We start from the raw sequence: 24,176 nt of genomic DNA, 5'->3' as shown, positions 1-24,176 counted from the left end.
TTGGTGGTGAAAAAAATGAGTATGTCGGCACATATGCTGTTGGATGGATTAAATGAAAAGCAAAAAGAAGCGGTAAAAACGACAGAAGGACCGCTTCTAATCATGGCGGGAGCAGGAAGTGGCAAAACGCGCGTATTAACGCATCGCATCGCCTATTTAATGGCGGAAAAAGACGTTGCTCCGTGGAACATTTTAGCGATTACGTTTACAAACAAAGCCGCACGTGAAATGAAAGAACGCGTGGAGCGCATCGTTGGAAAGCAAGCGGAAGATATATGGATTTCGACGTTTCATTCGATGTGCGTCCGCATTTTACGACGTGACATCGATCGCATTGGCATTCATGCGAACTTTTCTATTTTAGACCCGACTGATCAATTATCGGTGTTAAAACATATTTTAAAAGATCGCAATATTGATCCGAAAAAATATGATCCACGTGCGCTTTTAGGTGCGATTAGCAGCGCGAAAAACGATTTGGTGACACCAGAAAAATATGCCGAACAAGCAGCAAACCCATATGAAAAGCTTGTAGCGGAAGTGTATCAAGAATATCAAAAACGATTGTTGCGCAATCATGCGCTTGATTTTGATGATTTAATTATGACGACGATCCAATTATTTCAACGCGTTCCGGAAGTGTTGGAATATTATCAACGAAAGTTCCAATACATTCATGTCGATGAATATCAAGATACGAACCGTTCGCAATATTTGCTTGTGAACATGCTTGCAAAACGTTTTCAAAACTTATGTGTCGTCGGGGATTCCGATCAGTCCATTTATCGTTGGCGCGGTGCCGACATTAGCAACATTTTATCGTTTGAAAAAGACTATCCGAATGCAAAAGTGATTTTGCTTGAACAAAATTACCGTTCAACGAAACGGATTTTACAAGCAGCGAATGCGGTCATTGAACATAACACGCAACGAAAACCGAAAAAACTTTGGACAGAAAATAGCGAAGGGCAAGCGCTTGTGTATTACGAAGCGATGACGGAAGTCGATGAAGCGCAATTTGTCGTTGGAAAAATTAAAGAATATGTCGATGACGGAAAACGAACGTATAAAGATTTTGCGGTTTTATATCGGACGAATGCGCAATCGCGCGTGCTTGAAGAAATGTTATTGAAGGCGAACATTCCATATAAAATTGTCGGTGGGTTAAAATTCTATGATCGAAAAGAAATTAAAGACATTTTAGCGTATTTACGGTTAATCGCGAATCCAAACGATGACATTAGTTTCACGCGCATTATTAACGTACCAAAACGCGGCATAGGGGCATCGACAATTGATAAAATTGCAGCATATGCTTCGAGTCAAGGGATATCGATGTTTGATGCGCTTGGTTCCATTGAAGAAATGGGGATTAGCGCTCGCATCGCTGCACCGCTCGTACAATTTCGCGAACAAATTCATCATTGGAGCCAAATGCAACACTATTTATCTGTAACCGAGCTTGTTGAAGATGTACTCGATCGCTCGGGTTACCGCGATATGCTTCGCGAAGAAAAAACGTTAGAAGCACATAGCCGACTAGAGAACATCGATGAGTTTTTATCAGTGACTCAACATTTTGAACAAGTAAATGAAGATAAGTCGCTCGTTGCCTTTTTGACAGACTTGGCGCTTGTAGCAGATATCGACCAGCTTGATAATAATAGCGAAGGACAAACAAATGATGCGGTCGTTTTAATGACGCTCCATTCAGCCAAAGGATTAGAGTTTCCTGTCGTCTTTTTAGTCGGGCTGGAAGAAGGGATCTTCCCACATAACCGTTCATTAAATGATGAAGATGAAATGGAAGAAGAGCGTCGTTTGGCGTATGTCGGCATTACTCGTGCTGAAGAAGAACTGTTTTTAACGCGCGCCCATATGCGTACGTTATTTGGACAAACGCATGTCAATGCCCCATCTCGTTTTATTGATGAAATTCCTGAAGAATTGATTGAATATGCGCATAAACGAGTGAAAAAATCATCCGCATCCGTGCGTCCATCTACTGCTTCGCAAGGGGAATGGCGCGTGGGGGATAAAGTAAGTCATAAAGTATGGGGAGTTGGCACAATCGTTCGTGTAAAAGAAAGCGATGGCGATCAAGAACTAGATGTTGCTTTTTCAAGCCCAATTGGAATTAAACGACTATTGGCGAAATTTGCTCCGATTACGAAAGTGTAGAAAGGATGAAAAACGTGGCACAACACGACGTTGAAAAGCAAATTGCTGAATTGCGCGAACAAATTGAAAAACATAATTACGCATATTACGTGTTAGATCAACCGTCTATTTCTGATGCTGAGTATGATGAATTAATGAGGAAATTAATGGAGTTAGAGGAGCAATATCCGCAATATAAAACGCCGGACTCTCCATCGCAGCGCGTTGGTGGCGCCCCATTAGAAGCGTTTCAAAAAGTGACCCACCGTGTGCCGATGCTTAGTTTAAGCAACGCTTTCAATGAAGGAGACTTGCGAGATTTTGATCGCCGTGTTCGTCAAGAAGTTGGCGATGTGCGTTACGTATGTGAATTGAAAATTGATGGTTTAGCGGTGTCGCTGCGCTATGAAGACGGTTATTTTGTACAAGGGGCGACGCGTGGTGATGGAACGACTGGTGAAGATATTACCGAGAATTTAAAAACGATTCGCTCGTTGCCGCTTCGATTACGGAAACAAGTGACTATTGAGGTGCGTGGCGAAGCGTATATGCCGCGAAAATCGTTTGAAAAATTAAATGAAAAGCGAAAAATGAACGGGGAAGAATTGTTTGCGAATCCGCGTAACGCGGCAGCTGGCTCGCTTCGACAACTTGATCCGAAAGTTGCTGCTTCTCGTCAATTAGACATATTTGCATACCATGTCGTCAACGCAGAAGAGCTCGGAATTTTGTCACATAGCGCAGCGCTTAATTATTTAGATGAGCTTGGATTTAAAACAAATCCAGCGCGACAAGTATGTGAAACGATTGATGATGTGCTTTCTTATATCGAACAATGGCATGGACGACGTGCGTCATTGCCGTATGATATTGACGGGATCGTCATTAAAGTAGACGCATTTGCGCAGCAAAAGCAACTTGGGGCGACAGCAAAAAGTCCGCGCTGGGCGATTGCTTACAAATTTCCTGCTGAAGAAGTTGTTACACAACTTGTTGATATTGAGCTAAGTGTCGGTCGGACAGGCGTGGTGACTCCGACAGCCATTTTGCAGCCGGTACGCGTCGCAGGAACGATCGTGCAACGCGCATCACTTCATAATGAAGACTACATTCGTGAAAAAGATATTCGTCTCGGCGATTACGTTGTCATAAAAAAAGCAGGCGATATTATTCCAGAGGTTGTTCGTTCGTTGCCTGAGCGACGGACAGGAAAAGAAGAGCCATTCGATATGCCAACCCATTGCCCAGCGTGTGCGAGCGAGCTTGTTCGACTGGATGATGAAGTTGCCCTCCGCTGCGTGAATCCACAATGTCCGGCACAAATTCGAGAAGGGCTGATTCATTTCGTCTCACGTCAAGCGATGAACATTGACGGACTAGGTGAAAAAGTCATCGCTCAACTATTTGAGCATGGTCTTGTTCGCAGCGTGGCAGATTTGTACACATTAACGAAAGACGAGCTTGTCGCATTAGAACGAATGGGGGAAAAATCAGCAACAAACTTACTGCAAGCGATTGAAACATCGAAACAAAATTCACTGGAGCGCTTATTGTTTGGTCTCGGTATTCGCCACGTTGGCGCAAAAGCGGCAAAAACGTTAGCGGAACATTTTGAAACGATGGAACGCCTCCAACAAGCGACAAAAGAAGGGCTGACGGCCATTCACGAAATCGGTGAAAAAATGGCGGATTCAATCGTCACGTATTTTTCAAAAGAAGAAGTGAAGCAGTTGCTTGAACGTTTGCGGGCATATGGTGTCAATATGACATATAAAGGAGCAAAACAGACAGTCGATATAAGCTCCACGTTTGCTGGGAAGACGTTTGTTTTAACAGGTACGTTGCAATCGATGTCGCGGAGTGAAGCAAAAGAAGCAATTGAGGCGTTAGGTGGAAAAGTGACAGGGAGCGTCAGTAAAAAAACAGACGTTGTTGTTGTCGGTGAAGACGCGGGATCAAAACTAGAGAAGGCGAAACAGCTTGGCATTACAATTTGGGATGAAGCGCGTTTTCTTCAAGAAATACAACAATCAAAGCAGGTGTGAACGATGAAAAAGTGGATCATATTGCTTGCTTGTATGCTTCTTACTTTGTCAGCATGCGCGCCAAAATTTAATCAAGAAGAGCAAGTAGTGCAAGAGACAGATAATAAAAAACAAAAGGCGATTATTCCAAAGTACAACATTTCTAATTCGTATTATCGTACCATTTTACCTTTTCAACCTGGAGAGGCGCGCGGGCTTGTCGTTGAAAATGTGAACACAAGATTAGATATGGATGAATTTGAACTCGGTTTAATGCGCATCGCACAAGATAAGTTTTCTCCGTCGCAATATTTATTTCAACAAGGACAATATTTAGATCGAGAAACGATTGAGTCATGGCTTAAACGAAAGCAAGGAAATGGCGAAGGGTTGAATCCTGCTCTAGGAAATACAGGGACAAATGCAGAAAAAAATAAAAAATCTCCCCTTTACATTTCACATATTTTAGAGCATAACTACTTAGTGAAAACAGAAAACGATAAAGTGAAATTAGGCGGGGTTGTCATCGGACTTGCGATGAATTCTGTTCATTACTATGAAACAGAAGAAGGATATCCACGCGAAGTAAAAATTTCAAAAAGCGATATGGAGAAGGAAGGGAAAAAAGCAGCGGCGGAAATTGTTTCTCGCTTACGTCAAATCGATGGGTTAAAGGAAGTGCCAATTGTTGTTGGTTTATTTGAGCAACAACCAAAATCGTCTATCGTTCCAGGACACTTTTTTGCGGTTGGTTATGTTGATAAGGGAGGTAACGATATTCAAGATTGGGAAAAAATAAACGAAGAATATTATGTGTTTCCATCGGATGAAGCGGAAAAAAATCATCGCGATGATTTAGTGAAATTTTTAAATTTAAAATCCGATATTGAAGAATTTTTCCCGAATTATACTGGAGTGATTGGCAGGGCGTTTTATCGCGATGACCAATTGCAACAATTGACAATTGATATTGTGATGCAGTTTTACGGAAAAACAGAAGTCATCGGATTTACGCAATATGTCACAGGTCTTCTTATGGAAAAAATGCCTGATTACATGCCGATTTCTGTTTACATTTCTTCGGTGCGTGGACCGGAGAGCATCATTATAAAAAATCCAGATCAAAATGAGCCGTTCGTTCACATCTATCAGCCATAAAAAATTTGAATATGTATGATCCATCCGTTAGAATGGAATTGTGTGTATGAAAACGCTTTTGTAATTTCAACAAAGGGGGCTTACATATGGTACAACCTTACAAACATGAACCATTTACAGATTTTACAGTCGAAGCAAACAAAAAAGCGTTTGAAGAAGGGTTAAAAACGGTGCAAGCCTATCTCGGTCAAGATTATCCGCTTGTCATTGGCGGCGAACGCATCATGACAGAAGATAAAATTGTTTCCATCAACCCAGCAAATAAAACAGAAGTGGTTGGTCGCGTAGCGAAAGCCAATAAAGATTTAGCAGAAAAAGCGATGCAAACAGCAGATGCCGCATTCAAATGGTGGAGCAAAACGAAACCAGAAATGCGCGCCGACATTTTATTTCGTGCGGCAGCGATTGTGCGCCGTCGCAAACATGAGTTTTCCGCATTGCTTGTGAAAGAAGCAGGGAAACCATGGAAAGAAGCAGATGCAGATACTGCGGAAGCGATTGACTTTATGGAATATTATGCTCGCCAAATGTTGAAGTTAAAAGACGGCATTCCTGTTGAGAGCCGTCCAGGAGAAACAAATCGCTTCCTTTACATTCCACTTGGCGTTGGCGTCGTCATTTCACCGTGGAACTTCCCATTTGCGATTATGGCGGGAACGACGGTTGCAGCGCTTGTAACAGGAAATACGGTGCTTTTAAAGCCAGCAAGTGCAACGCCAGTCGTGGCGTATAAATTCGTGGAAGTGTTAGAAGAGGCGGGCCTTCCAGCAGGTGTATTAAACTACATTCCAGGAAGCGGTGCGGAAGTAGGTGATTATTTAGTCGACCATCCGCGCACACGTTTCATTAGCTTCACAGGTTCTCGCGACGTTGGTATTCGTATTTATGAGCGTGCGGCTAAAGTACACCCAGGACAAATTTGGCTCAAGCGCGTCATTGCAGAAATGGGCGGAAAAGACACAATCGTTGTTGACAAAGAAGCAGATTTAGAATTAGCGGCACAATCGATCGTCGCGTCAGCTTTTGGCTTCTCTGGTCAAAAGTGCTCGGCATGCTCGCGTGTTGTCGCGCTTGAAGACGTGTATGACCAAGTATTAAACCGCGTCGTCGAGTTAACGAAGCAATTAAAAGTTGGCAACCCAGAAGAACAAAGCACGTTTATGGGATCAGTGATCGACCAATCGGCGTACAACAAAATTATGGAATATATCGAAATTGGGAAACAAGAAGGCAAGCTTATGACAGGCGGTGAAGGAGACGACTCGAAAGGCTTCTTCATTCAGCCGACGGTGTTTGCTGATCTCGATCCGAAAGCGCGTATTATGCAAGAAGAAATTTTCGGACCTGTTGTGGCGTTTACGAAAGCAAAAGACTTCGATCATGCGCTTGAAATTGCCAACAATACCGAATATGGCTTAACAGGTGCCGTCATTTCAAATAACCGCTTTAACTTAGAAAAAGCGCGTGAAGAATTCCATGTTGGTAATCTTTACTTTAACCGCGGTTGCACAGGTGCCATCGTCGGCTACCATCCGTTTGGTGGGTTCAATATGTCTGGAACAGACTCGAAAGCAGGCGGTCCAGACTACTTACTTCTTCATATGCAAGCAAAAACGGTATCCGAAATGTTTTAATAGAAAAACCCCTCTTGGCGAAAATGCTAAGAGGGGTTTCAATTATGTAACATAAGAGCGATAATAAAGAAAAACATCTTTCGTATGATATAGAAGTGGGTGGTGATGGGCGATTGAGTACAAACATGTACGGATTAAAAAAGCAAACCTTTTATACGGTGGATGCTATTGATTATGAAAAGATCAGCAATGAAAAGCTCAAATCGTATATTGATCTCGAAGGAAAGACAATTTTTTTAACGAATGAACGCGGGGAGGCAGTCGTGACGATGAATAAAATCATTGATAAACTATTTGACTTTAAGAAAGCGTTAAATAAACTGCATCAAAGCATCGCGCGTGATGTGGCAAAAGACGACTTAGTTCTTGACGCGACAATTCAACGATTTGAGTTTACGTACGAACTAGCATGGAAATGGATGAAAAGCTACCTAGAATATAACGGAAACAACGAAGTCACAAGTCCGCGAAAAACGATCAAACAAGCGTTTAAAGAAGGGCTTATTCAAGATGGAGCAGCGTGGATTCAAATGTTAGAAGATCGAATCAGAACATCACATACATACGACGAAAAAATAGCGATGGAAATTTATGAACATGTTCGTCAGCGCTATGTTCATCTATTTGATCAGCTATTAGTCGAAATGAAAAAACGAGTTCGTGAATTAGAAGAATAGGGGGAGAATGAGTGAAAAAATTTTTAATAGGAGTTTTGTTGGCGTTTGTCATGTTTGCCCTTTCGCTCTCATTATTTAGCGGTTTTTCTTTCTTTATTGCCATTTTTCCAATTGCAGTACTAGCTGTTCCGTTTATATGTGCGGTAACAGAGGCGCTCATTTCTTTTATCGATGAAAAATGGGGATTTAAATGGGATGGGGCTGTTGTTTTAGGGATCGCAACGATTACGTCGCTTCCTTTTTATCCTTCTTGTGTTTTTGTAGCTTCAATTTATATAGGAGCATTGGGATATTATGTGGGGCGGAGAATCATGTAATTTCATTCATTTCTGGAAGTGATGTTACCTTTAAATGAAAGAAGTATATGAATCGAATTTCATAGAGAGGGAAATGACCTCTCTATGAAAACAACCGATTTCTCATTTTGAAAAGTTCACGCTCAGTCATTGTTGTTTTATGAACGGTGAAATCAACGTCAAGTTGGAGGTTGTTAAGACGTTCGTTGAATTGTTTGTAGAGGGAGTCAATTTTTTCGTTTAGTGCGTGGATTTCTTGCTTCATTGCTGTCGTTTCACCGCGCATATGATGGACATCCACCGTTAAAGCCTCGAGTTTCGCGTCCGTTTCGTCTTGGGGATGGAGAAGGGCGTTCATAAGATCATAAAGCTCTTTTTGCCCATTTTTTAGTGCCTGTTGCTCTTCGCGGATGAGTTGCTGCTCTTTGCGGAATGCATTCATTTCCTCACGCAACGAGTTTATTTCTTCTCGGAATGTTTTCTGCTCTTCACGAATAGCCATTTGCTCTTCACGAATGGCTTTTTGTTCCTCACGAATAGCTTGTTGTTCTTCACGAATGTCCTGCAACTCTTTTTGGATGTCTGTGACAACGAGTAAAATTTTCTCCAATAATTGCTCGCTCATCTTCTCACCTCCTTTGCACACAACCATATTATAACATCATTCGACAAAAAAGAGGGATAAAAAATCCCTCTATACTTCCACGTCTATAAATTGAAACGATGAAACGTCAAATAAACCTTGATCGGTTAGTTTCAGTTCTGGAATGACTGGCAACGCTAAAAAGGCGAGCGTAATAAATGGATTGAATTCGTCTGATGCTCCAATGGTTGTTAAAGCGTTGTGAATTGTTTGTAGCCGCCCTAGCACTTCTTCATACGTTCTTGCTGTCATCAGTCCTCCAATTTCAAGCGGCAAGTCTGCTAACACATGTCCATTGTCGACGACGACAAGCCCACCGTTTATATGTTTTATATGTTCAATTGCAACGATGATGTCGTTATCGTTCGTTCCGGTGGCGATGATGTTATGTGAATCATGAGCAATCGATGACGCAATCGCCCCTTTTTTCAGTTGAAAGCCGTTGACGATACCAACACCAACGCCAAGACCACGATGACGTTCAACGACGACAAGCTTTAACAGATCCCGCTCCGCCGATGGTTGAAAGACCCCGTGTTCAACATCCACTTCTGTCATGAGCCGTTTTGTATGCAAATGATTTGGGATAATTTGAATGACATTTGCTTGCTTTCCGCGTGTAAACGGAATTTGCACATCTTCTTTTGTTACCTTTTTAGTGTGAACCGATTGTGCAATCGTTTGATCGATTGCAGTTGCTTTCGTTACGGAAAAGGTAGCGCGTCCATTTTCTGCAACGAGTACCCCTTTTTTATAGACGTGCGTAATGGAAAACGACTGTAAATCTTCCACGAGCAAAAAGTCGGCATCATACCCAGGAGCGATCGCGCCTTTCGTATATAGGCGATAACATTCTGCCGCATTTAATGTCGCCATTTGAATAGCTGTCAGTGGATTCATGCCTGCTTGAATCGCTAGACGAATATGATGATCGATACTTCCTTCCGTGACAAGCTCATCAATATGTTTATCATCTGTGCAAAATAAAAAGCGGCGCGCGTTATACGTATTGACAGCTGGAAGCAGTTTATGCAAATCCTTTGCAACCGACCCTTCGCGAATTAAAACGTACATGCCGCGTTGAACGCGAGCGAGCGCCTCATGGACTGTGACACATTCATGGTCAGTATGGACATTGGCGCTTCGGTATACGTTCACAGCTGTCTCATCAAGACCAGCTAAATGTCCGTCAATGAGTTTCCCGGCTTCACGTGCGGCTGTCAGCTTGGCGAGCATTTGCTGTTTTCCGTGTAAAAGGGATGGGTAGTCCATCACTTCTGCAAGCCCAAGCACGCGCGGATGGGAGAAAAACGGTGTTAACTGTTCAGCGTGCAATGTCGCGCCAGCATGTTCAAAATCGGTGGCGGGTACGCACGATGGCAGCATGACATATACATCGAGCGGAATGTGGTCGGAATCGTTTAGCATAAATTCAATGCCTTTTGTTCCAGCGACATTCGCAATTTCGTGCGGATCAGTAATGACGGTAGTGACGCCGTGTGGAACGACGACGCGAGCAAACTCGCTTGGGGTAACCATTGATGATTCAATATGAACATGTCCGTCGATCAAACCCGGGCAAACGTATTTTCCTTGTGCATCAATGATCGTATGCCCTTCGTATTTCCCGATGCCGACAATTTTTCCATCAACGATGGCGATATTTTCTTCTATTATGTTATGTGTAAAAACGTCCACAATTTTTCCGTTTTTAATGACAATGTCAGCGCGTTGCCTTTTTGATGCAACAGCAAGCTCTTTCATATATGTTCCTCCTCCCCAACTCGATACGAGGAGCAATCCTCGTAGTCAAACGATTTACGGTCGTTTGGTAGAAACTTTCGGACCATATTTCCGAAATTATACGAGTTGTTTTTCAAAAATTTTTTTCATTCTATAATGTTATTTGTTCTCTCGTCAATGCTTGATTTATGTCGAATAAACGATAAAAATGTATATTGTTTCATGAAAATATTTTATTATATAATTCTAATAAGTTTGAAAAATAAAATATTTTAATATGAGAAAGGAGATGATTGTTTTGGAGAATGTTGTTAGCTTTCTGAACGACTTATTATGGAGCCCTGTTATGATTTATTTTTGCCTTGGGGTCGGTCTTTTATTTTCTATTATTACCCGATTTTTACAAGTGCGTCATTTTAAAGACATGATTAAACTAATGTTTCAAGGAAAAAGTTCAGACGCTGGTGTTTCTTCGTTCCAAGCATTATCCATCGCTCTTTCTGGGCGGGTGGGAACCGGTAATATTGCCGGCACAGCAACTGCCATTGCTTTTGGTGGACCAGGCGCTGTATTTTGGATGTGGATGATTGCATTTATTGGTGCATCAAGTGCTTTTATTGAGTCAACATTAGCACAAATTTATAAAGTAAAGCAAGACGGACAATATCGTGGTGGTCCGGCTTACTACATTGAAAAAGGTATCGGTTGGAAGTGGTATGCAGTATTGTTTGCGATTTCATCCATTATCGCAGTCGGACTGCTTATGCCAGGCATTCAGTCGAACTCTATTGCGACCGGTTTAAAAAACGCTTTTGGTTTAAGCCCGACATTAACAGGTATTTTGCTTGTTGTGTTGCTTGGGGCTATTATTTTCGGGGGAGTAAAACGCATCGCAACTGTAGCGCAATATGTCGTTCCTTTTATGGCACTTGCTTATATCTTACTGGCGCTCGTCATTATGGTATTAAATATTACACAGTTGCCAGCTGTATTTGCTTTGATCATAAAAAGTGCGTTAGGATTTGACTCCGCATTCGGTGGTATTTTAGGAATGGCGATTTCATGGGGAGTAAAGCGTGGCATCTATTCAAATGAAGCTGGGCAAGGAACAGGAGCACATGCGGCAGCAGCAGCTGAAGTATCCCATCCAGCGAAACAAGGGCTCGTCCAAGCGTTTTCTGTATATATTGATACACTGCTCGTTTGTTCAGCAACAGCGTTTATGATTTTATTTACGGGAATGTACAATACAGTTGGTGCGGATGGTGCATTTATTGTCGAAAATTTAAAAGGGGTAAACCCTGGTCCTGGTTATACACAAGCAGCGATTGAAACAGTTTTCCCAGGCTTTGGTGCGGCGTTTGTCGCTATTGCGTTATTTTTCTTTGCGTTTACAACGATCATGGCGTATTACTACATTGCTGAGACGAATGTTGCTTATTTAATGCGTGGAAAAAATGGCACGTGGCTGATGACAGGCTTAAAAATCATGCTTTTAATCGCAACGTTTTACGGGGCTGTCAAAACAGCAGACTTAGCATGGGCGCTCGGCGATGTCGGTCTTGGTATCATGGTTTGGCTAAACTTAATTGCTATTTTAATTTTGGCAAAACCAGCATTACAAACGTTAAAAGATTACGAAGAACAAAAACAACAAGGGCTTGATCCTGTATTTGATCCAATAAAGCTCGGTATTAAAAACGCAGATTATTGGGTGCATGATTTTAAACGAGATGAAGAGCGCGTGTCATAACGATAACGAGATGTCCAATGGGGCATCTCGTTTTTTTTGTTTATCGAAAAACAAAATGAATGGCAAATGTTGCTTCACTGCGCGAAAGTTTGGTATCATCATAGTATTGTGGAAGGTCGACAATATCGGAGGTGAAACATATGTCACGAATTTCAATCGAACAAGTAAAACACGTCGCGCATTTAGCACGTTTAGCGATTACAGAGGAAGAAGCAACAATGTTTGCGAAACAATTAGACGCCATTATTACGTTTGCGGAGCAGTTGAATGAGCTAGATACAGAAAACGTTCCGCCAACGTCGCACGTGTTAAATATGAAAAACGTCATGCGCGAAGATGTACCGACAGCTGGTCTTCCGTTAGAAGACGTATTAAAAAATGCACCAGACCATCAAGACGGGCAATTCCGAGTGCCAGCCATTTTAGAGTAAGGAGGGAAGAACATGTCATTGTTTGATTATCGTGTAAGTGAGTTGCATCACTTGTTACATAAAAAAGAAATTTCTGTTTCAGATTTAGTAGATGAGTCGTTTAAACGTATTCACGAAGTGGAAGATCGAGTACAGGCGTTTTTAACGTTAAACGAAGAACAAGCTCGCATGAAGGCAAAAGAGCTAGATGAAAAATTGGGAACAGAAAAGGAATTTGGTTTACTTTTCGGAATGCCGATCGGTATTAAAGATAACATTGTTACAAAAGGGCTTCGCACGACATGTGCAAGCAAAATTTTATACAACTTCGACCCGATTTACGATGCAACAGTCGTTGAGCGTCTCAATGAAGCTGATGCAGTAACGATCGGTAAATTAAATATGGACGAGTTTGCGATGGGATCATCGACAGAGAACTCCGGTTTTCAGCTCACGCGCAACCCGTGGGATTTAGAGCGTGTACCGGGCGGTTCAAGCGGCGGCTCCGCTGCAGCAGTAGCGGCAGGAGAAGTGCCATTTGCGCTTGGATCAGACACAGGTGGATCGATTCGCCAGCCAGCAGCGTTTTGTGGCGTTGTTGGTTTAAAACCGACGTATGGTCGTGTCTCGCGCTATGGGCTTGTCGCATTTGCGTCCTCGCTTGATCAAATTGGTCCGATTACGCGCACCGTTGAAGATAATGCATACTTACTACAAGTCATTTCTGGATTGGATCCGATGGACTCAACATCGGCAAACGTTGACGTGCCTGATTACGTCTCTGCATTGACGGGCGATATTCAAGGGTTAAAAATTGCCGTGCCGAAAGAATATTTAGGAGAAGGGGTATCAGACGAAGTTCGCCAATCGGTATTACAAGCGCTAAAAGTGTTAGAAAGCCTTGGCGCAACGTGGGAAGAAGTTTCACTTCCTCACTCCAAATACGCCCTTGCGACGTACTATTTATTAGCGTCTTCGGAAGCATCGGCCAACCTTGCCCGTTTTGACGGTGTTCGCTACGGGTATCGCACAGATAATGCGAAAAACTTAATGGATATGTACAAGCAAACGCGCAGCGAAGGGTTCGGCAACGAAGTGAAGCGCCGCATTATGCTCGGAACGTTTGCGTTAAGCTCGGGCTACTATGATGCGTATTACAAAAAAGCGCAAAAAGTACGGACGCTCATTAAACAAGACTTTGAAAACGTTTTTGAAAAATATGATGTGATTATCGGACCGACGACGCCGACACCAGCGTTTAAAATCGGTGAAAAAACAAGCGATCCGTTAACGATGTACGCCAACGACATTTTAACGATTCCTGTCAATCTTGCTGGTGTTCCAGGTATTTCGATTCCGTGCGGATTTGTCAATGGCTTGCCTGTAGGGCTTCAAATTATCGGGAAACATTTTGACGAAAGCACAATTTATCGCGTCGCTCATGCGTTCGAACAAGCAACCGACTATCATAAACAAAAACCAACGTTGTAAGGGGGGAATGAGTGATGAATTTTGAAATTGTCATCGGACTTGAAGTGCACGTCGAGCTGAAAACGAAATCGAAAATTTTCTCAAGCAGCCCAAACGCATTCGGAGCGCCCCCAAACACACAAACGAGCGTCATTGATTTAGGGTACCCGGGCGTTCTTCCGGTATTAAATAAACAAGCGGTTGAATATGCGATGAAAGCAGCGCTGGCGTTAAACTGCGAAATCGCTACAGAAACGAAATTTGACCGAAAAAACTATTTTTATCCGGACAACCCGAAGGCGTACCAAATTTCACAGTACGACCAACCAATTGGACAAAATGGTTGGATCGAAATTGAAGTGAACGGTAAAAAGAAAAAAATCGGCATCACGCGCATTCATTTAGAAGAAGATGCCGGAAAGCTGACGCATACAGGGGATGGCTATTCGCTAGTTGATTTCAACCGTCAAGGGACACCGCTCATTGAAATTGTCTCTGAGCCAGATATTCGCTCGCCAGAAGAGGCGTATGCGTATTTAGAAAAATTAAAGTCGATCATTCAATATACAGGTGTATCCGATTGTAAAATGGAAGAAGGTTCGCTTCGCTGTGATGCGAACATTTCCCTTCGTCCAATTGGCTCAGACAAATTTGGAACGAAAACAGAATTGAAAAACTTAAACTCATTTAACTTCGTTCGCCAAGGATTAGAATACGAAGCGAAGCGCCAAGAGAAAATTTTGTTGTCTGGCGGTGTCATCCAGCAAGAAACGCGCCGTTTCGATGAAGCGACGAAAACAACGATTTTAATGCGTACAAAAGAAGGTTCGGAAGACTATCGCTACTTCCCAGAACCAGATTTAGTGATGCTTTATATTGACGATGAGTGGAAAGAGCGCGTACGTGCGTCCATCCCAGAACTTCCGGATGCGCGGAAAAAGCGATATGTCGAAGAGCTTGGTTTGCCAGAGTATGATGCGAAAGTGTTAACACTCACAAAAGAAATGGCGGATTTCTTTGAAGCAACGGTTGCAAATGGAGCGGATCCGAAGCTTGCATCGAACTGGCTGATGGTTGAAGTATCTGCTTATTTAAACGCAGAACAAAAAGAATTGCACGACATTGCTTTAACACCAGAAAGTCTTGCAGGCATGATTAAACTTATTCAAAACGGTACAATTTCGTCAAAAATTGCGAAGAAAATCTTTAAAGAACTTGTGGAAAAAGGCGGCGATCCAGAGCAAATCGTCAAACAACAAGGGCTTGTGCAAATTTCTGACGAAGCAACGTTGCGCAAAATTGTGTTAGAAGTGCTCGACGCGAATCCACAATCGATCGAAGACTTCAAAAACGGAAAAGACCGTGCGATCGGATTCTTAGTCGGTCAAATTATGAAAGCAACAAAAGGACAAGCCAACCCACCGCTTGTCAATAAGCTATTGCTTGAAGAAATTAATAAACGATAAAAATAAAGCGGCATTGCCATCGGACAATGCCGCTTTATTTTTATAGGTGTACAAGCTTTTGTAAAGTGCTTTCGACTTTAAATACACGATTGTTTAATACTTGGATGCTCGATTCGTGGTCGGTGAGGGCAGGGAGTACTTTTTCTTCGAGTATGTTTGTTAAGCGGGTGATGTTTCCTTGCATGTTGTGGACATCGAGCGCGAGTGCATCGTATTTTGCGGCGAGCGCCTCTTGACTGTGACGAACCGCTTCACAAATCGCTTTCGTTTCGAGTGTTCGTTCATCGAGTAGTTGCACTTTTTCGTCGAGCGCTTGAACTTTCTCGTCTAGTGCTTGTACTTGTTGGCGTAAGGAAGATACTTCTTTTTCAATAGCTTCCACCTTTTGCTCGACTGCTTCCACTCGTTTTTCTAGCGATTCGACTTTTTCTCGAGTTGCTTTTACTTCATGAAGAATTTCGTATAGCAGCTGTTCTACCATTCCTTTCACCTCCTTTTCGTTTCCATTTTACACGAATCGACAGCGGATGACTAGCGAACATATTCGTGTTTTAAGCAAGCTTCTTATAGGCGAGCACATTTTCCCAACGACGTTTAAGTAGAGAACGGCTGGCGAATCGATTACAATGATAGTAGATGAAGGATATAAGGGGAGCACAAGATGGATACGTCATGGCTAAAGCCGATTACGGAGGCGAAATATTTAGTAGTTGATAACGCGTACCGGTACCGCGCGATTTTACGCTATTTTTATACGCAACACGAACGAATGCGGCAATATTTGTTTCCAGAAGAAGTGTACGCTTTTTTAAAACAATTCGATGAATTTCAAGATTACACAGAAGAAGAGCTGCAACAAGACTTAGAGCAGCTCGTCAAATGGAGAAACTTAATCGCTAGACAAGAAACGGGTCATATTCGGACGATTGAGGAATTTAAAAAGAAACGGTTTCGCTATCAATGCAGCCCATATACGGTTGAAATCGAACGAATGATTCGCACGCTTGAGCAGCTAGGGGAGACGTTTGGCGGCTCGCTCGAAAAAACGCGGTTTGACCGCTTGTATGCGTCGCTTGTCCGAATGGAATCGATTATCCACGATGGATTTGCCGAAAAAAGGGAAGAAATGAATCAAGTGTGGGAAGAAACGTTTGATTATTTTAAAAAAATCATCCAAAATTCTGCCGACTATATTGCCTATTTAAACGGAGAAAACATGGAAGAACGGATGATGTCTGATTCATTTCTCGTCTATAAAGAACAGTTTACCGCTTATTTGCGCGATTTTATCGTCGCATTGCAAAAAACGTCGATGCAAATTGAAAAACTGCTCGAAGACTTGCCAGAGGACGGTGTTCGCCGTTTTATTGAGGAAGTGGTCGCTTACCAGCTTGCCATTCCACGCTTTGAAGGGGCGATTCTTTCGCGTGAACAGCTAGTAGAAGAGAAATTAGACACGTGGCGCAGTTTAAGCGAATGGTTTTTAGGACGAAACGGGCATGAAAGCGAACTGTCGTTTTTACAAAAGCAGACAAACGAAGCGATTCGGCGAATGACGCGCGTCGTTCAGCGCTTAGGGGAACGTCATCACCACTTCCGCAGCCGAAAAAAAGATTACTTGCATTTAGCGAAATGGTTTTCTTCATTAGAAACGATAGAAGAAGCGCATAAATTATCGGCGGTTGTGTTCGGCTGTTTTCATACAAAGCACATCGTCGCCGAAAACGATGCAACGGAAAATATGTACCGCGATATTTGGGAGGAACAGCCGGCAGAATGGCTCGTAAAACCGCGCGTTCGCCACTACCGAGAAAAGAAAAAGCCAGAAGCAATGATTGATCGGCGGAAAGAAAAAGAGGAAACGATGGCCGCCTACTTAGCAGCGAAACAACAGGAGGAAGAAGAACTCACACAGCTTATAAACGACGGAAAAATTGTACTTCAGGAGCTACCGGTCGTTGCTTCGCATATTCGCAAAACGCTGCTCGGGTGGATTGCAAAAGCGATGGGGCGAGAAGACCGGACGGTGCAAACGGAAAACGGATGGAAAGTGAAAGTAGTCCAACGTGAAGGGACGATTATACTGAAAGCAGAAGATGGTACGTTAATGATGCCAAATTACGAAATCCATTTGCTAGACTAGGAGAAGAGAGAATGGAAAAAGAGTTCGATGAGAAAGCGAAAGAAGCGTTAACGGCGCTGTTTGAACAGTTTTGGATTGTTCGGGAAAAAGAGCCGGAACTTTTTCAAAAAATACGGGAACGTGAAAAAGTGTTAAAGCGGTATGTGCAAGAGAAATTCGGCTATCGGCTCATTGTTCACCGCTATTTTGCTAAGCTCGAAAAAATACCAGCCGAACCAGAAGCGTGGATGGGAATGGAGTCGTTTCAAGAACCGCTCGACTACGCGTTATTTTGTTGCTTGTTAGCATATTTAGAAGGAAAAGCAGTCGAAGAAAAATTTTTATTGTCTGATGTATGCGAAGAAATAAAAGCGATGTATCCAGGCGAAACGGCGCTCGATTGGACGAACTACCAACATCGTCGCGCGTTAATTCGCGTTTTAAAAACAGCCGAGCAAATCGGGATTATACATCACGTCGACGGGGAAGTTGAGGCGTTTGCCAATCAAGAAGACGAAGAAGCGTTATATGAAGTTCCTGTACTGTCCCGCTATTTTATGCGGTCCTATCCGAAAGACTTCATTCAATATGAAACGATCGAGCAACTGTTGGAGGAAGAGTGGAAAGTGTCACCCGACGACTACCGCCGCCACTTTATTTATCGGCAGCTCTTTTTATCTCCTGTTGTATATCGTCGGCAAAAAGACGACCCAAACTTTTATTATTTGCGCAACTTCCGCCATCGACTGCGCGATGACATCGAGGCGCATACCGATTTTCGCTACGAACTATATAAAAATGCAGCCTTGCTGACGATTCCAGAACGGCAACATGTGTATACGTTATTTCCAGATCAAAAGGGAACGTCGGATATTATCCTTCATTTTGCCTCTGTCGTTCGCGCTCATTTGGACAACTATCCACCGGATGAATACGGGCAAATCCACGTGACGATGTCCGATTTTCGGCAGTTGCTTCACCGGTGCAGCGAGCAGTATGGCGAAGGCTGGAGCAAAACGTATCGGGAAATGACGACGGCACAGCTCGCCTCTGAACTGCTCTCTGCTTTAAAAGACTGGAAGATGGCAGAATATGAACAGGAAACGGGCATGGTCGTGCTTTATCCGCTGCTTGGACGACTTGTCGGTCAATATCCAGACGACTTTACAACGAAAGGAAGAGACGATGATGACAAATAAATGGGTGCTTCATCGCGCGGGATTAATTAATTTTTGGTATTACGACGAACAATATTTCGAGTTTGCCGACGGCAAGTTGTTGTTGCGCGGGACGAACGGCTCTGGGAAGTCAGTAACGATGCAAAGCTTGCTTCCTGTCTTATTGGACGGAAAAAAAACGCCCGACCGGCTCGACCCGTTCGGTTCTCGGGCACGAAAAATGGAAGATTACTTGCTTGGCGAAAAGGAAATTGTCGATCGCGATGAGCGGACAGGCTATTTATTTTTAGAATATAAGCGAATGCAGACGGAACAATACGTAACGACAGGGATTGGCTTACGGGCAAAGCGGCAAAAAAATATGGACTTTTGGGGGTTCGTCATTTTTGATAACCGCCGCATCGGTCGCGATTTATTTTTATATAAAACGGAAAAATCAGCGGATGGAACGGAAAAAATCCCGCTCACCAAACGCGAACTGGCGAATGTACTTGGCAACGGCGGAATGGTCGTGGATTCACAAAAAGAATATATGGAGCTCGTCAATAAGCACGTCTTCCGATTTGAATCGATGGAGGCGTTTCAAGAATTAATTGAGCTATTGATTCAATTGCGTAGCCCGAAGCTATCGAAGGATTTCAAGCCAACGGTCATTTACGAGATTTTAGAAAGCTCGCTCCCCGCGTTGACAGACGACGAGTTGCGCCATTTATCGGAAACGATTGAAAATATGGACCAAACGAAACAGCAGCTAGAGCAGCTAGAGCGCGATGAGCAATCACTAAAACGGCTTTGTGCGCAATATCGAGCGTATAACGAGTATATGATTGCGGAAAAAGCAAGCGAATGGATAAAGGCTGACAAACAAGTGAAGCGGCTAGCAGAAGAAGAAAAGCAATGGCTTGCGGAGGAACAGGAAAAGCAAGCGCACCTTGTCGATTTGAGCGAATACATTCAAACGCTTGCAAACGAACAGGACGTATTGCATCAACGAGAATTAGAATTAGCGAGCCACGAAGTGTTTCAAGCGGCGAAAGAATATGAGCGAGTCCAACAAGAAATACGCGACATTCATGACAAGCAACAAAAACTATTGCGGCAAATCGATGAAAAAGAGCAGCTCGAACGCCGCTATAAGCGCCAGTTAGAAGAAGACGAAGACCGGCGGTATCAGATAGAAAAGCAACTCACGCAGCAAGTAGAAGACTTACGGCATGATGCCATGGAAAGTTCCTTCTCTTCCCATGCTCTTAACGAAGCGGACTTTGCTCGACAGCGCCAAACGAAATTTGATTTTACCGTCTGGAAGCGAGAAGGACAAGAATACGTTGAAAAACTAGAACAAACGATTGCGCTTTGGCGCCGCCATGATGAAATGAAGGCGCGCTATGAAGAAACGAGTAAAGAGGCAGGGGAGCTGCAGCGGGAAGTAGACGAATTGCGCCATGAAGAAGCGAAATGGCTCGAACTGTTAGAAAACGAAAAAGCGCGTTTCCAACAAGAAGTATTTCGCTGGCTCGAACAATACCAAGACGTTTCCGTACCGGAACCCTCTGTCCAACTATTTTTACAGCGTCTTCACGAACTATACGAAACGTATCACGTCGATGAGATGAAGCAACCGTTTACGGAAGCGTATTACGAAGCACTCAATCGAAAAAACGAAGAAAAAATGAAGCAAAAGCATACGTGCACGTTATTAGAGGAAAAAATTGCTACAAAAGAAGCCGAATGGAACCAATGGAAAACGCAAAAAGACCCCGAGCTCATGCGCGATGAACAAACGATCGCAGCGCGGGCGGAGTTAGACGAAAAAGGGATTGCTTTTGTCCCGTTTTATGCAGGGGTGGAATTTCAAGACCATGTACCAGAACCGCTTCGGGAGCGGATTGAATCGGCATTGTATCATGCAGGGCTACTTGATGCGTTAATTACAGAAACCGATGTCGAAGTAGCGTGTGACCGAGTGATTGTTCCACGTCCTGTCGAACTGGCGCATACATTAGCAGACTATTTGCAGCCAGATGTAGATGAAGGATGCAAAGTGTCCAAAACGCGCATTAACGAAGTACTTCAAAGCATCGTTCTTGCCGATGGAGAAATGGACGGAACGTTTATGCTTCATGAAGAAGGGCGTTATACGCTCGGCTTAATCAAAGGGCATGCCCCGGCGCGGGAAAAAGCGTTGTTTATCGGACGCACTGCCCGCAAGCGTTGGCGGCTAGAAAAGATCGCCGCACTCGAAGCAGAACTCCACGAACTTCGCGCCCAGCTTCATGAGGGAACCGACATGCTAAAACAGCTCGAGCAGACGATTGCGCAAATAACCCGCTGGTTTCGTGCTTTTCCAACCGACCGCGACATGCGCGCAGCCTTTGAAGAACGAGAAAAAACGAAGCGAATGATAATAAGCAAACAACGCGAATGGGAAAAGAAAAACGAAAAGTTAGCCCAGCTTGCCCGCGATTGGCAACAAGCAAAACAAACGTTGCGCGAGCAAACCGAGGGGCTCGATTTAGAGTTTTCCAAGGACGGCTATGAACAGGCGCTTGTTTTTATGAAATCGTATATGCGTGGGCTTCATGAATTGCAAATGACCCATCGGGAGTTTCTCCATTTGCTCGACATGATTCATCATCGGACAGAGCAGTTAGAAACGTTGCAACAAGAAATCGATGAAACGAAAGGCGAACGGCATATGCTCGCAAAAGAGCAGCAAAAACTCGAACTGAAGCGACAAGAAATCGAGCGGACGCTGCAACTAATGGGCGCAGAAGAAGTTCAAGCGGAAATTCAGCGCGTCCGCGACCGGTTGGCATTTTTGCAGCGAGAAATGCCAGCGAAAATGAACGAGCGCATTGCGCTAGAGCATGAGCTGAAAGCCATTCGTGAAAAATGCGAACAGCTTTCGGTGAAAGAAACGTTCGCAAAGCGGCTAGCGGAGGCGTGGAAGCGGTCGTTTGCGCGAGAGCTTTCCCTTGAGCTTGTAGAGCTTCACGGTTCTGATTGGTTGGAAAAAGCAAAAGAAGCGATGCAGCAATACGGGGCGCTAGCGAAAGAAGCTCGAACGTCGCTTGTGAACCGATTAAATAGCGTCTTTTTCCAAGAGTCGGCGAATTTAACGGAATACCGGCTCAGCCAAGAGCCTGTCGCAGCTGAGGAGGACAATTTGTTTACGGATATCGAGCTAGATGAAGAAATGGAATTAAAAGTATCCGGATGGAGAGAAAAGCAAGACCGCATCGTCCTTTTGCTTGATTATAAAGGGCAGCGCGTATCACCATTTTATGTATTGCGTGAAATCGAGCACGACATTTTCTTGCAGCGGGAATATATGAAAGAGCAAGACCGCGAATTGTATGAAGAAATTATTTTAAAAACGATCGGTCGAATTTTGCGCAGCCGCATTCAACGGGCGGAGCGTTGGGTAAAAGATATGAACGAACTAATGCAACAGCTCGACACGTCTTCTGGGCTGGTGTTGTTTATTCAATGGAAGCCGCGCACCGCGGAAACGGAAGAAGAGATGGATACGAAAGAGCTTGTCGAGTTGTTGCGGATGAACTCGCGGCTATTAAAAGAGGAAGATTTGCAGCGAGTGACGAAACATTTCCGCTCGAAAATTCATCGAGCGCGCGAATTGCTAGAAGAGCGCGGCCAAGGCAATACGCTCCACCAAATTATTAAAGAAGTATTAGACTATCGGAAATGGTTTTCATTTACCCTTTATTACCAAAAAACGAATGAACCGAAACGAGAGTTGACGAACCAACGGTTCTATCAATTTAGCGGCGGGGAGAAAGCGATGGCGATGTATATTCCGTTGTTTGCCGCGACGTATTCGCGTTATCAAGAAGCAGCAGACGATGCGCCGTACATTATTTCGTTGGATGAAGCGTTCGCGGGGGTAGACGAAAATAATATTCGCAATATGTTCGGGCTTGTCGAGCAGCTTGGGTTTAACTATGTGATGAACTCGCAAGCGCTCTGGGGCGATTATGATACCGTTCCGGCGCTATCGATTTGCGAACTCGTTCGTCCGAAAAATGCTTCGTTCGTGACGGTCATTCGCTATTATTGGAACGGAAAAATAAAGCAGCTTGTTACGGATGAAAAGTTAGCGGCAATGATGAGAGGGGGATCGCATTGAATCGGGTAGAGGAAGCGGTGCAATTTTTTCGCGGTGAACGTTCGTTTCACCGCCTTTTTTGCGAAATGAAAAAGAAATACGAATCGCTTGGTCGCATAGGGGGCACGATTTCCGTTTCGTCTTTTTCGGCGGAGGAAAAGGAAGCGATCGCGTCGTTTTTTGGCAAAGAAATGAGCCGCGTGTCGCTCGCGTCGTTTGAACAACAGCTTGCGAATACAAGGTTTGCCGGCATTTCTCTCGTGGAGTTGCTGTCATGCTATTTTGGCGAGCCGCTCGTAACGAAAAAAGAGCAACAACAAGAAATAGAGCGGGAAAAGGAAGCCTATTTTACCCGGCTTATGAATACGTATCGAGCACAGCGCGATTGGTTGATGGCGGTAGAAAAGCAGCGGTTTGTGCAATTAGCGTATCAACAAAACCATCACGCGTTAGAGGCGGCGCTTTCTGCTGTTTGCCGCGCGCTCGAACAGCTTCCGTCCACCTACGTTCGCTTGCCCGTTTTTGCGCAAAAAGTAGCGAACGATCCGCATATGTTTGATTTGCATACACTTGCAGGGAAGCTATTGCTTTCGGCGCTCGAATTTTATACGGACACCGAGTACGACCTTTCGGTGGTCGAAGACGTGAACGAACTATTGCAGTCGTATCGGCTGTTGCGGGAAGATGTATTAAACTTTGTGACGTGCGCTGGCGTGATGGCAGAAACAGAGAAAGGCCGCCATCCTGTTTTCGCTGCCGCATGTGCAACGAATACGGCGCTAAATGTGCCGTTACGGGAAGTGATGCCGCTAGTGCGGGCGTATCCGTCCGTAGGAAACAACGTCTTTGTCGTCGAAAATGCCGGTGTGTTTTCGACGCTGTTAGATGCGAACGTACCGCTCATTAGCACAAACGGTCAATTGAATTTAGCGACGAGGTGGCTGTTTGATTTACTCGTAAAAGAAGGGGTTACCCTTTATTATTCGGGCGATTTTGACCCGGAAGGACTAAAAATGGCGCAGCGCCTTGTCGAGCGGTACGGTTCATCTGTTCGGCTTTGGCATTACGACTGTTCTGATTATTTGGCGACCAAACCGACCGTTCCGCTATCCGATGAACGTTTGACGAAACTGCAATCGGTGACGCTTCATGACTTGCAGCCAGTAAAACAAGAAATATTGCGGCGGAAAAAAGCAGGATACCAAGAGGCGCTTGTGGAACAGTTGAGGAGGGAGGTGAAGGGAAGGTAAAGGATCTATTTTTCGAATAATGCATTGACAGGCGTGAAGAAAAAGAATAAGATAAAGATATCA

Annotated in this window: 17 protein-coding genes and 1 riboswitch; of the genes, 14 read left to right on the top strand and 3 right to left on the bottom strand. The window is 43.9% G+C overall.

What is annotated here, in order from left to right:
• Positions 1-15: 15 nt before the first annotated feature.
• From pcrA to ETB99_RS09860, 6 genes are all read left to right on the top strand, one after another.
• Positions 16-2,181, top strand: a complete 2,166-nt coding sequence (pcrA, locus tag ETB99_RS09885) for a DNA helicase PcrA (RefSeq protein WP_021095165.1) — start codon at positions 16-18, stop codon at positions 2,179-2,181.
• A 5-nt stretch (positions 2,182-2,186) separates the two neighbouring features.
• Positions 2,187-4,205, top strand: a complete 2,019-nt coding sequence (gene ligA / locus ETB99_RS09880) for an NAD-dependent DNA ligase LigA (protein ID WP_171700508.1) — start codon at positions 2,187-2,189, stop codon at positions 4,203-4,205.
• A gap of 3 nt (positions 4,206-4,208) precedes the next feature.
• Complete coding sequence (locus tag ETB99_RS09875) at positions 4,209-5,342, top strand: CamS family sex pheromone protein (RefSeq protein ID WP_171700507.1); 1,134 nt, start codon at positions 4,209-4,211, stop codon at positions 5,340-5,342.
• Positions 5,343-5,428: 86 nt separating this feature from the next.
• Positions 5,429-6,976 (top strand): L-glutamate gamma-semialdehyde dehydrogenase, encoded by a 1,548-nt coding sequence (gene pruA, locus ETB99_RS09870; RefSeq protein WP_171700506.1) that lies wholly within the window; start codon positions 5,429-5,431, stop codon positions 6,974-6,976.
• Positions 6,977-7,071: 95 nt separating this feature from the next.
• Positions 7,072-7,653 (top strand): nucleotidyltransferase substrate binding protein, encoded by a 582-nt coding sequence (locus tag ETB99_RS09865; protein ID WP_235341095.1) that lies wholly within the window; start codon positions 7,072-7,074, stop codon positions 7,651-7,653.
• Positions 7,654-7,664: 11 nt separating this feature from the next.
• Positions 7,665-7,970 (top strand): hypothetical protein, encoded by a 306-nt coding sequence (locus ETB99_RS09860; RefSeq protein WP_171700505.1) that lies wholly within the window; start codon positions 7,665-7,667, stop codon positions 7,968-7,970.
• An 82-nt stretch (positions 7,971-8,052) separates the two neighbouring features.
• Here the strand turns inward: ETB99_RS09860 and ETB99_RS09855 are convergent, their stop codons facing one another.
• Together ETB99_RS09855 and ade are read right to left on the bottom strand one after the other, a co-directional pair.
• A complete protein-coding gene (locus ETB99_RS09855) occupies positions 8,053-8,601 on the bottom strand; it encodes a hypothetical protein (RefSeq protein ID WP_171700504.1) in 549 nt (182 codons plus the stop codon).
• Between the two features lie 42 nt (positions 8,602-8,643).
• On the bottom strand, positions 8,644-10,356 hold the full coding sequence (gene ade, locus ETB99_RS09850) for an adenine deaminase (protein ID WP_171700503.1): 1,713 nt from the start codon (positions 10,354-10,356) through the stop codon (positions 8,644-8,646).
• 22 nt (positions 10,357-10,378) lie between these two features.
• Positions 10,379-10,480, bottom strand: a riboswitch (purine riboswitch).
• 153 nt (positions 10,481-10,633) lie between these two features.
• Here ade and ETB99_RS09845 point away from each other — a divergent pair.
• The 4 genes from ETB99_RS09845 (at position 10,634) to gatB (ending at position 15,434) form a co-directional block, all read left to right on the top strand.
• Positions 10,634-12,088 (top strand): alanine/glycine:cation symporter family protein, encoded by a 1,455-nt coding sequence (locus ETB99_RS09845; protein WP_171700502.1) that lies wholly within the window; start codon positions 10,634-10,636, stop codon positions 12,086-12,088.
• A gap of 140 nt (positions 12,089-12,228) precedes the next feature.
• On the top strand, positions 12,229-12,519 hold the full coding sequence (gatC, locus tag ETB99_RS09840) for an Asp-tRNA(Asn)/Glu-tRNA(Gln) amidotransferase subunit GatC (RefSeq protein ID WP_004888803.1): 291 nt from the start codon (positions 12,229-12,231) through the stop codon (positions 12,517-12,519).
• A 12-nt stretch (positions 12,520-12,531) separates the two neighbouring features.
• Complete coding sequence (gene gatA, locus ETB99_RS09835; protein ID WP_171700501.1) at positions 12,532-13,989, top strand: Asp-tRNA(Asn)/Glu-tRNA(Gln) amidotransferase subunit GatA; 1,458 nt, start codon at positions 12,532-12,534, stop codon at positions 13,987-13,989.
• A gap of 14 nt (positions 13,990-14,003) precedes the next feature.
• On the top strand, positions 14,004-15,434 hold the full coding sequence (gatB, locus tag ETB99_RS09830) for an Asp-tRNA(Asn)/Glu-tRNA(Gln) amidotransferase subunit GatB (protein ID WP_091702590.1): 1,431 nt from the start codon (positions 14,004-14,006) through the stop codon (positions 15,432-15,434).
• Between the two features lie 40 nt (positions 15,435-15,474).
• On the opposite strand, the gene ETB99_RS09825 is transcribed toward gatB, so the two are convergent.
• Entirely contained in the window at positions 15,475-15,915 is a 441-nt protein-coding gene (locus ETB99_RS09825; RefSeq protein WP_171700500.1) for a hypothetical protein, read from the bottom strand.
• A 180-nt stretch (positions 15,916-16,095) separates the two neighbouring features.
• Between ETB99_RS09825 and ETB99_RS09820 the strand changes: the two genes are divergently transcribed.
• The 4 genes from ETB99_RS09820 to ETB99_RS09805 are packed head-to-tail and all read left to right on the top strand — an operon-like array spanning position 16,096 to position 24,113.
• Positions 16,096-17,577, top strand: a complete 1,482-nt coding sequence (locus ETB99_RS09820; RefSeq protein WP_077429408.1) for a TIGR02677 family protein — start codon at positions 16,096-16,098, stop codon at positions 17,575-17,577.
• An 11-nt stretch (positions 17,578-17,588) separates the two neighbouring features.
• Positions 17,589-18,755 carry a TIGR02678 family protein gene (locus ETB99_RS09815; RefSeq protein WP_091702584.1) on the top strand — a complete coding sequence of 389 codons (1,167 nt, stop codon included), beginning with the start codon at positions 17,589-17,591 and terminating at the stop codon, positions 18,753-18,755.
• Positions 18,745-22,884, top strand: a complete 4,140-nt coding sequence (locus ETB99_RS09810; protein WP_171700499.1) for a TIGR02680 family protein — start codon at positions 18,745-18,747, stop codon at positions 22,882-22,884. Before ETB99_RS09815 ends, ETB99_RS09810 begins: the two co-directional genes overlap by 11 nt.
• On the top strand, positions 22,881-24,113 hold the full coding sequence (locus tag ETB99_RS09805) for a TIGR02679 family protein (protein WP_171700498.1): 1,233 nt from the start codon (positions 22,881-22,883) through the stop codon (positions 24,111-24,113). The genes ETB99_RS09810 and ETB99_RS09805 overlap by 4 nt, the downstream gene beginning before the upstream one ends.
• The last annotated feature ends 63 nt before the right edge of the window (positions 24,114-24,176 follow it).

Source organism: Anoxybacillus sp. CHMUD, assembly GCF_013096965.1.
GTDB classification, from domain to species: Bacteria; Bacillota; Bacilli; order Bacillales; family Anoxybacillaceae; genus Anoxybacillus; species Anoxybacillus kestanbolensis_A.
The sequence above is the reverse complement of the archived record's forward strand: the minus strand, read 5'-3'. Positions and strand labels throughout refer to the sequence as shown.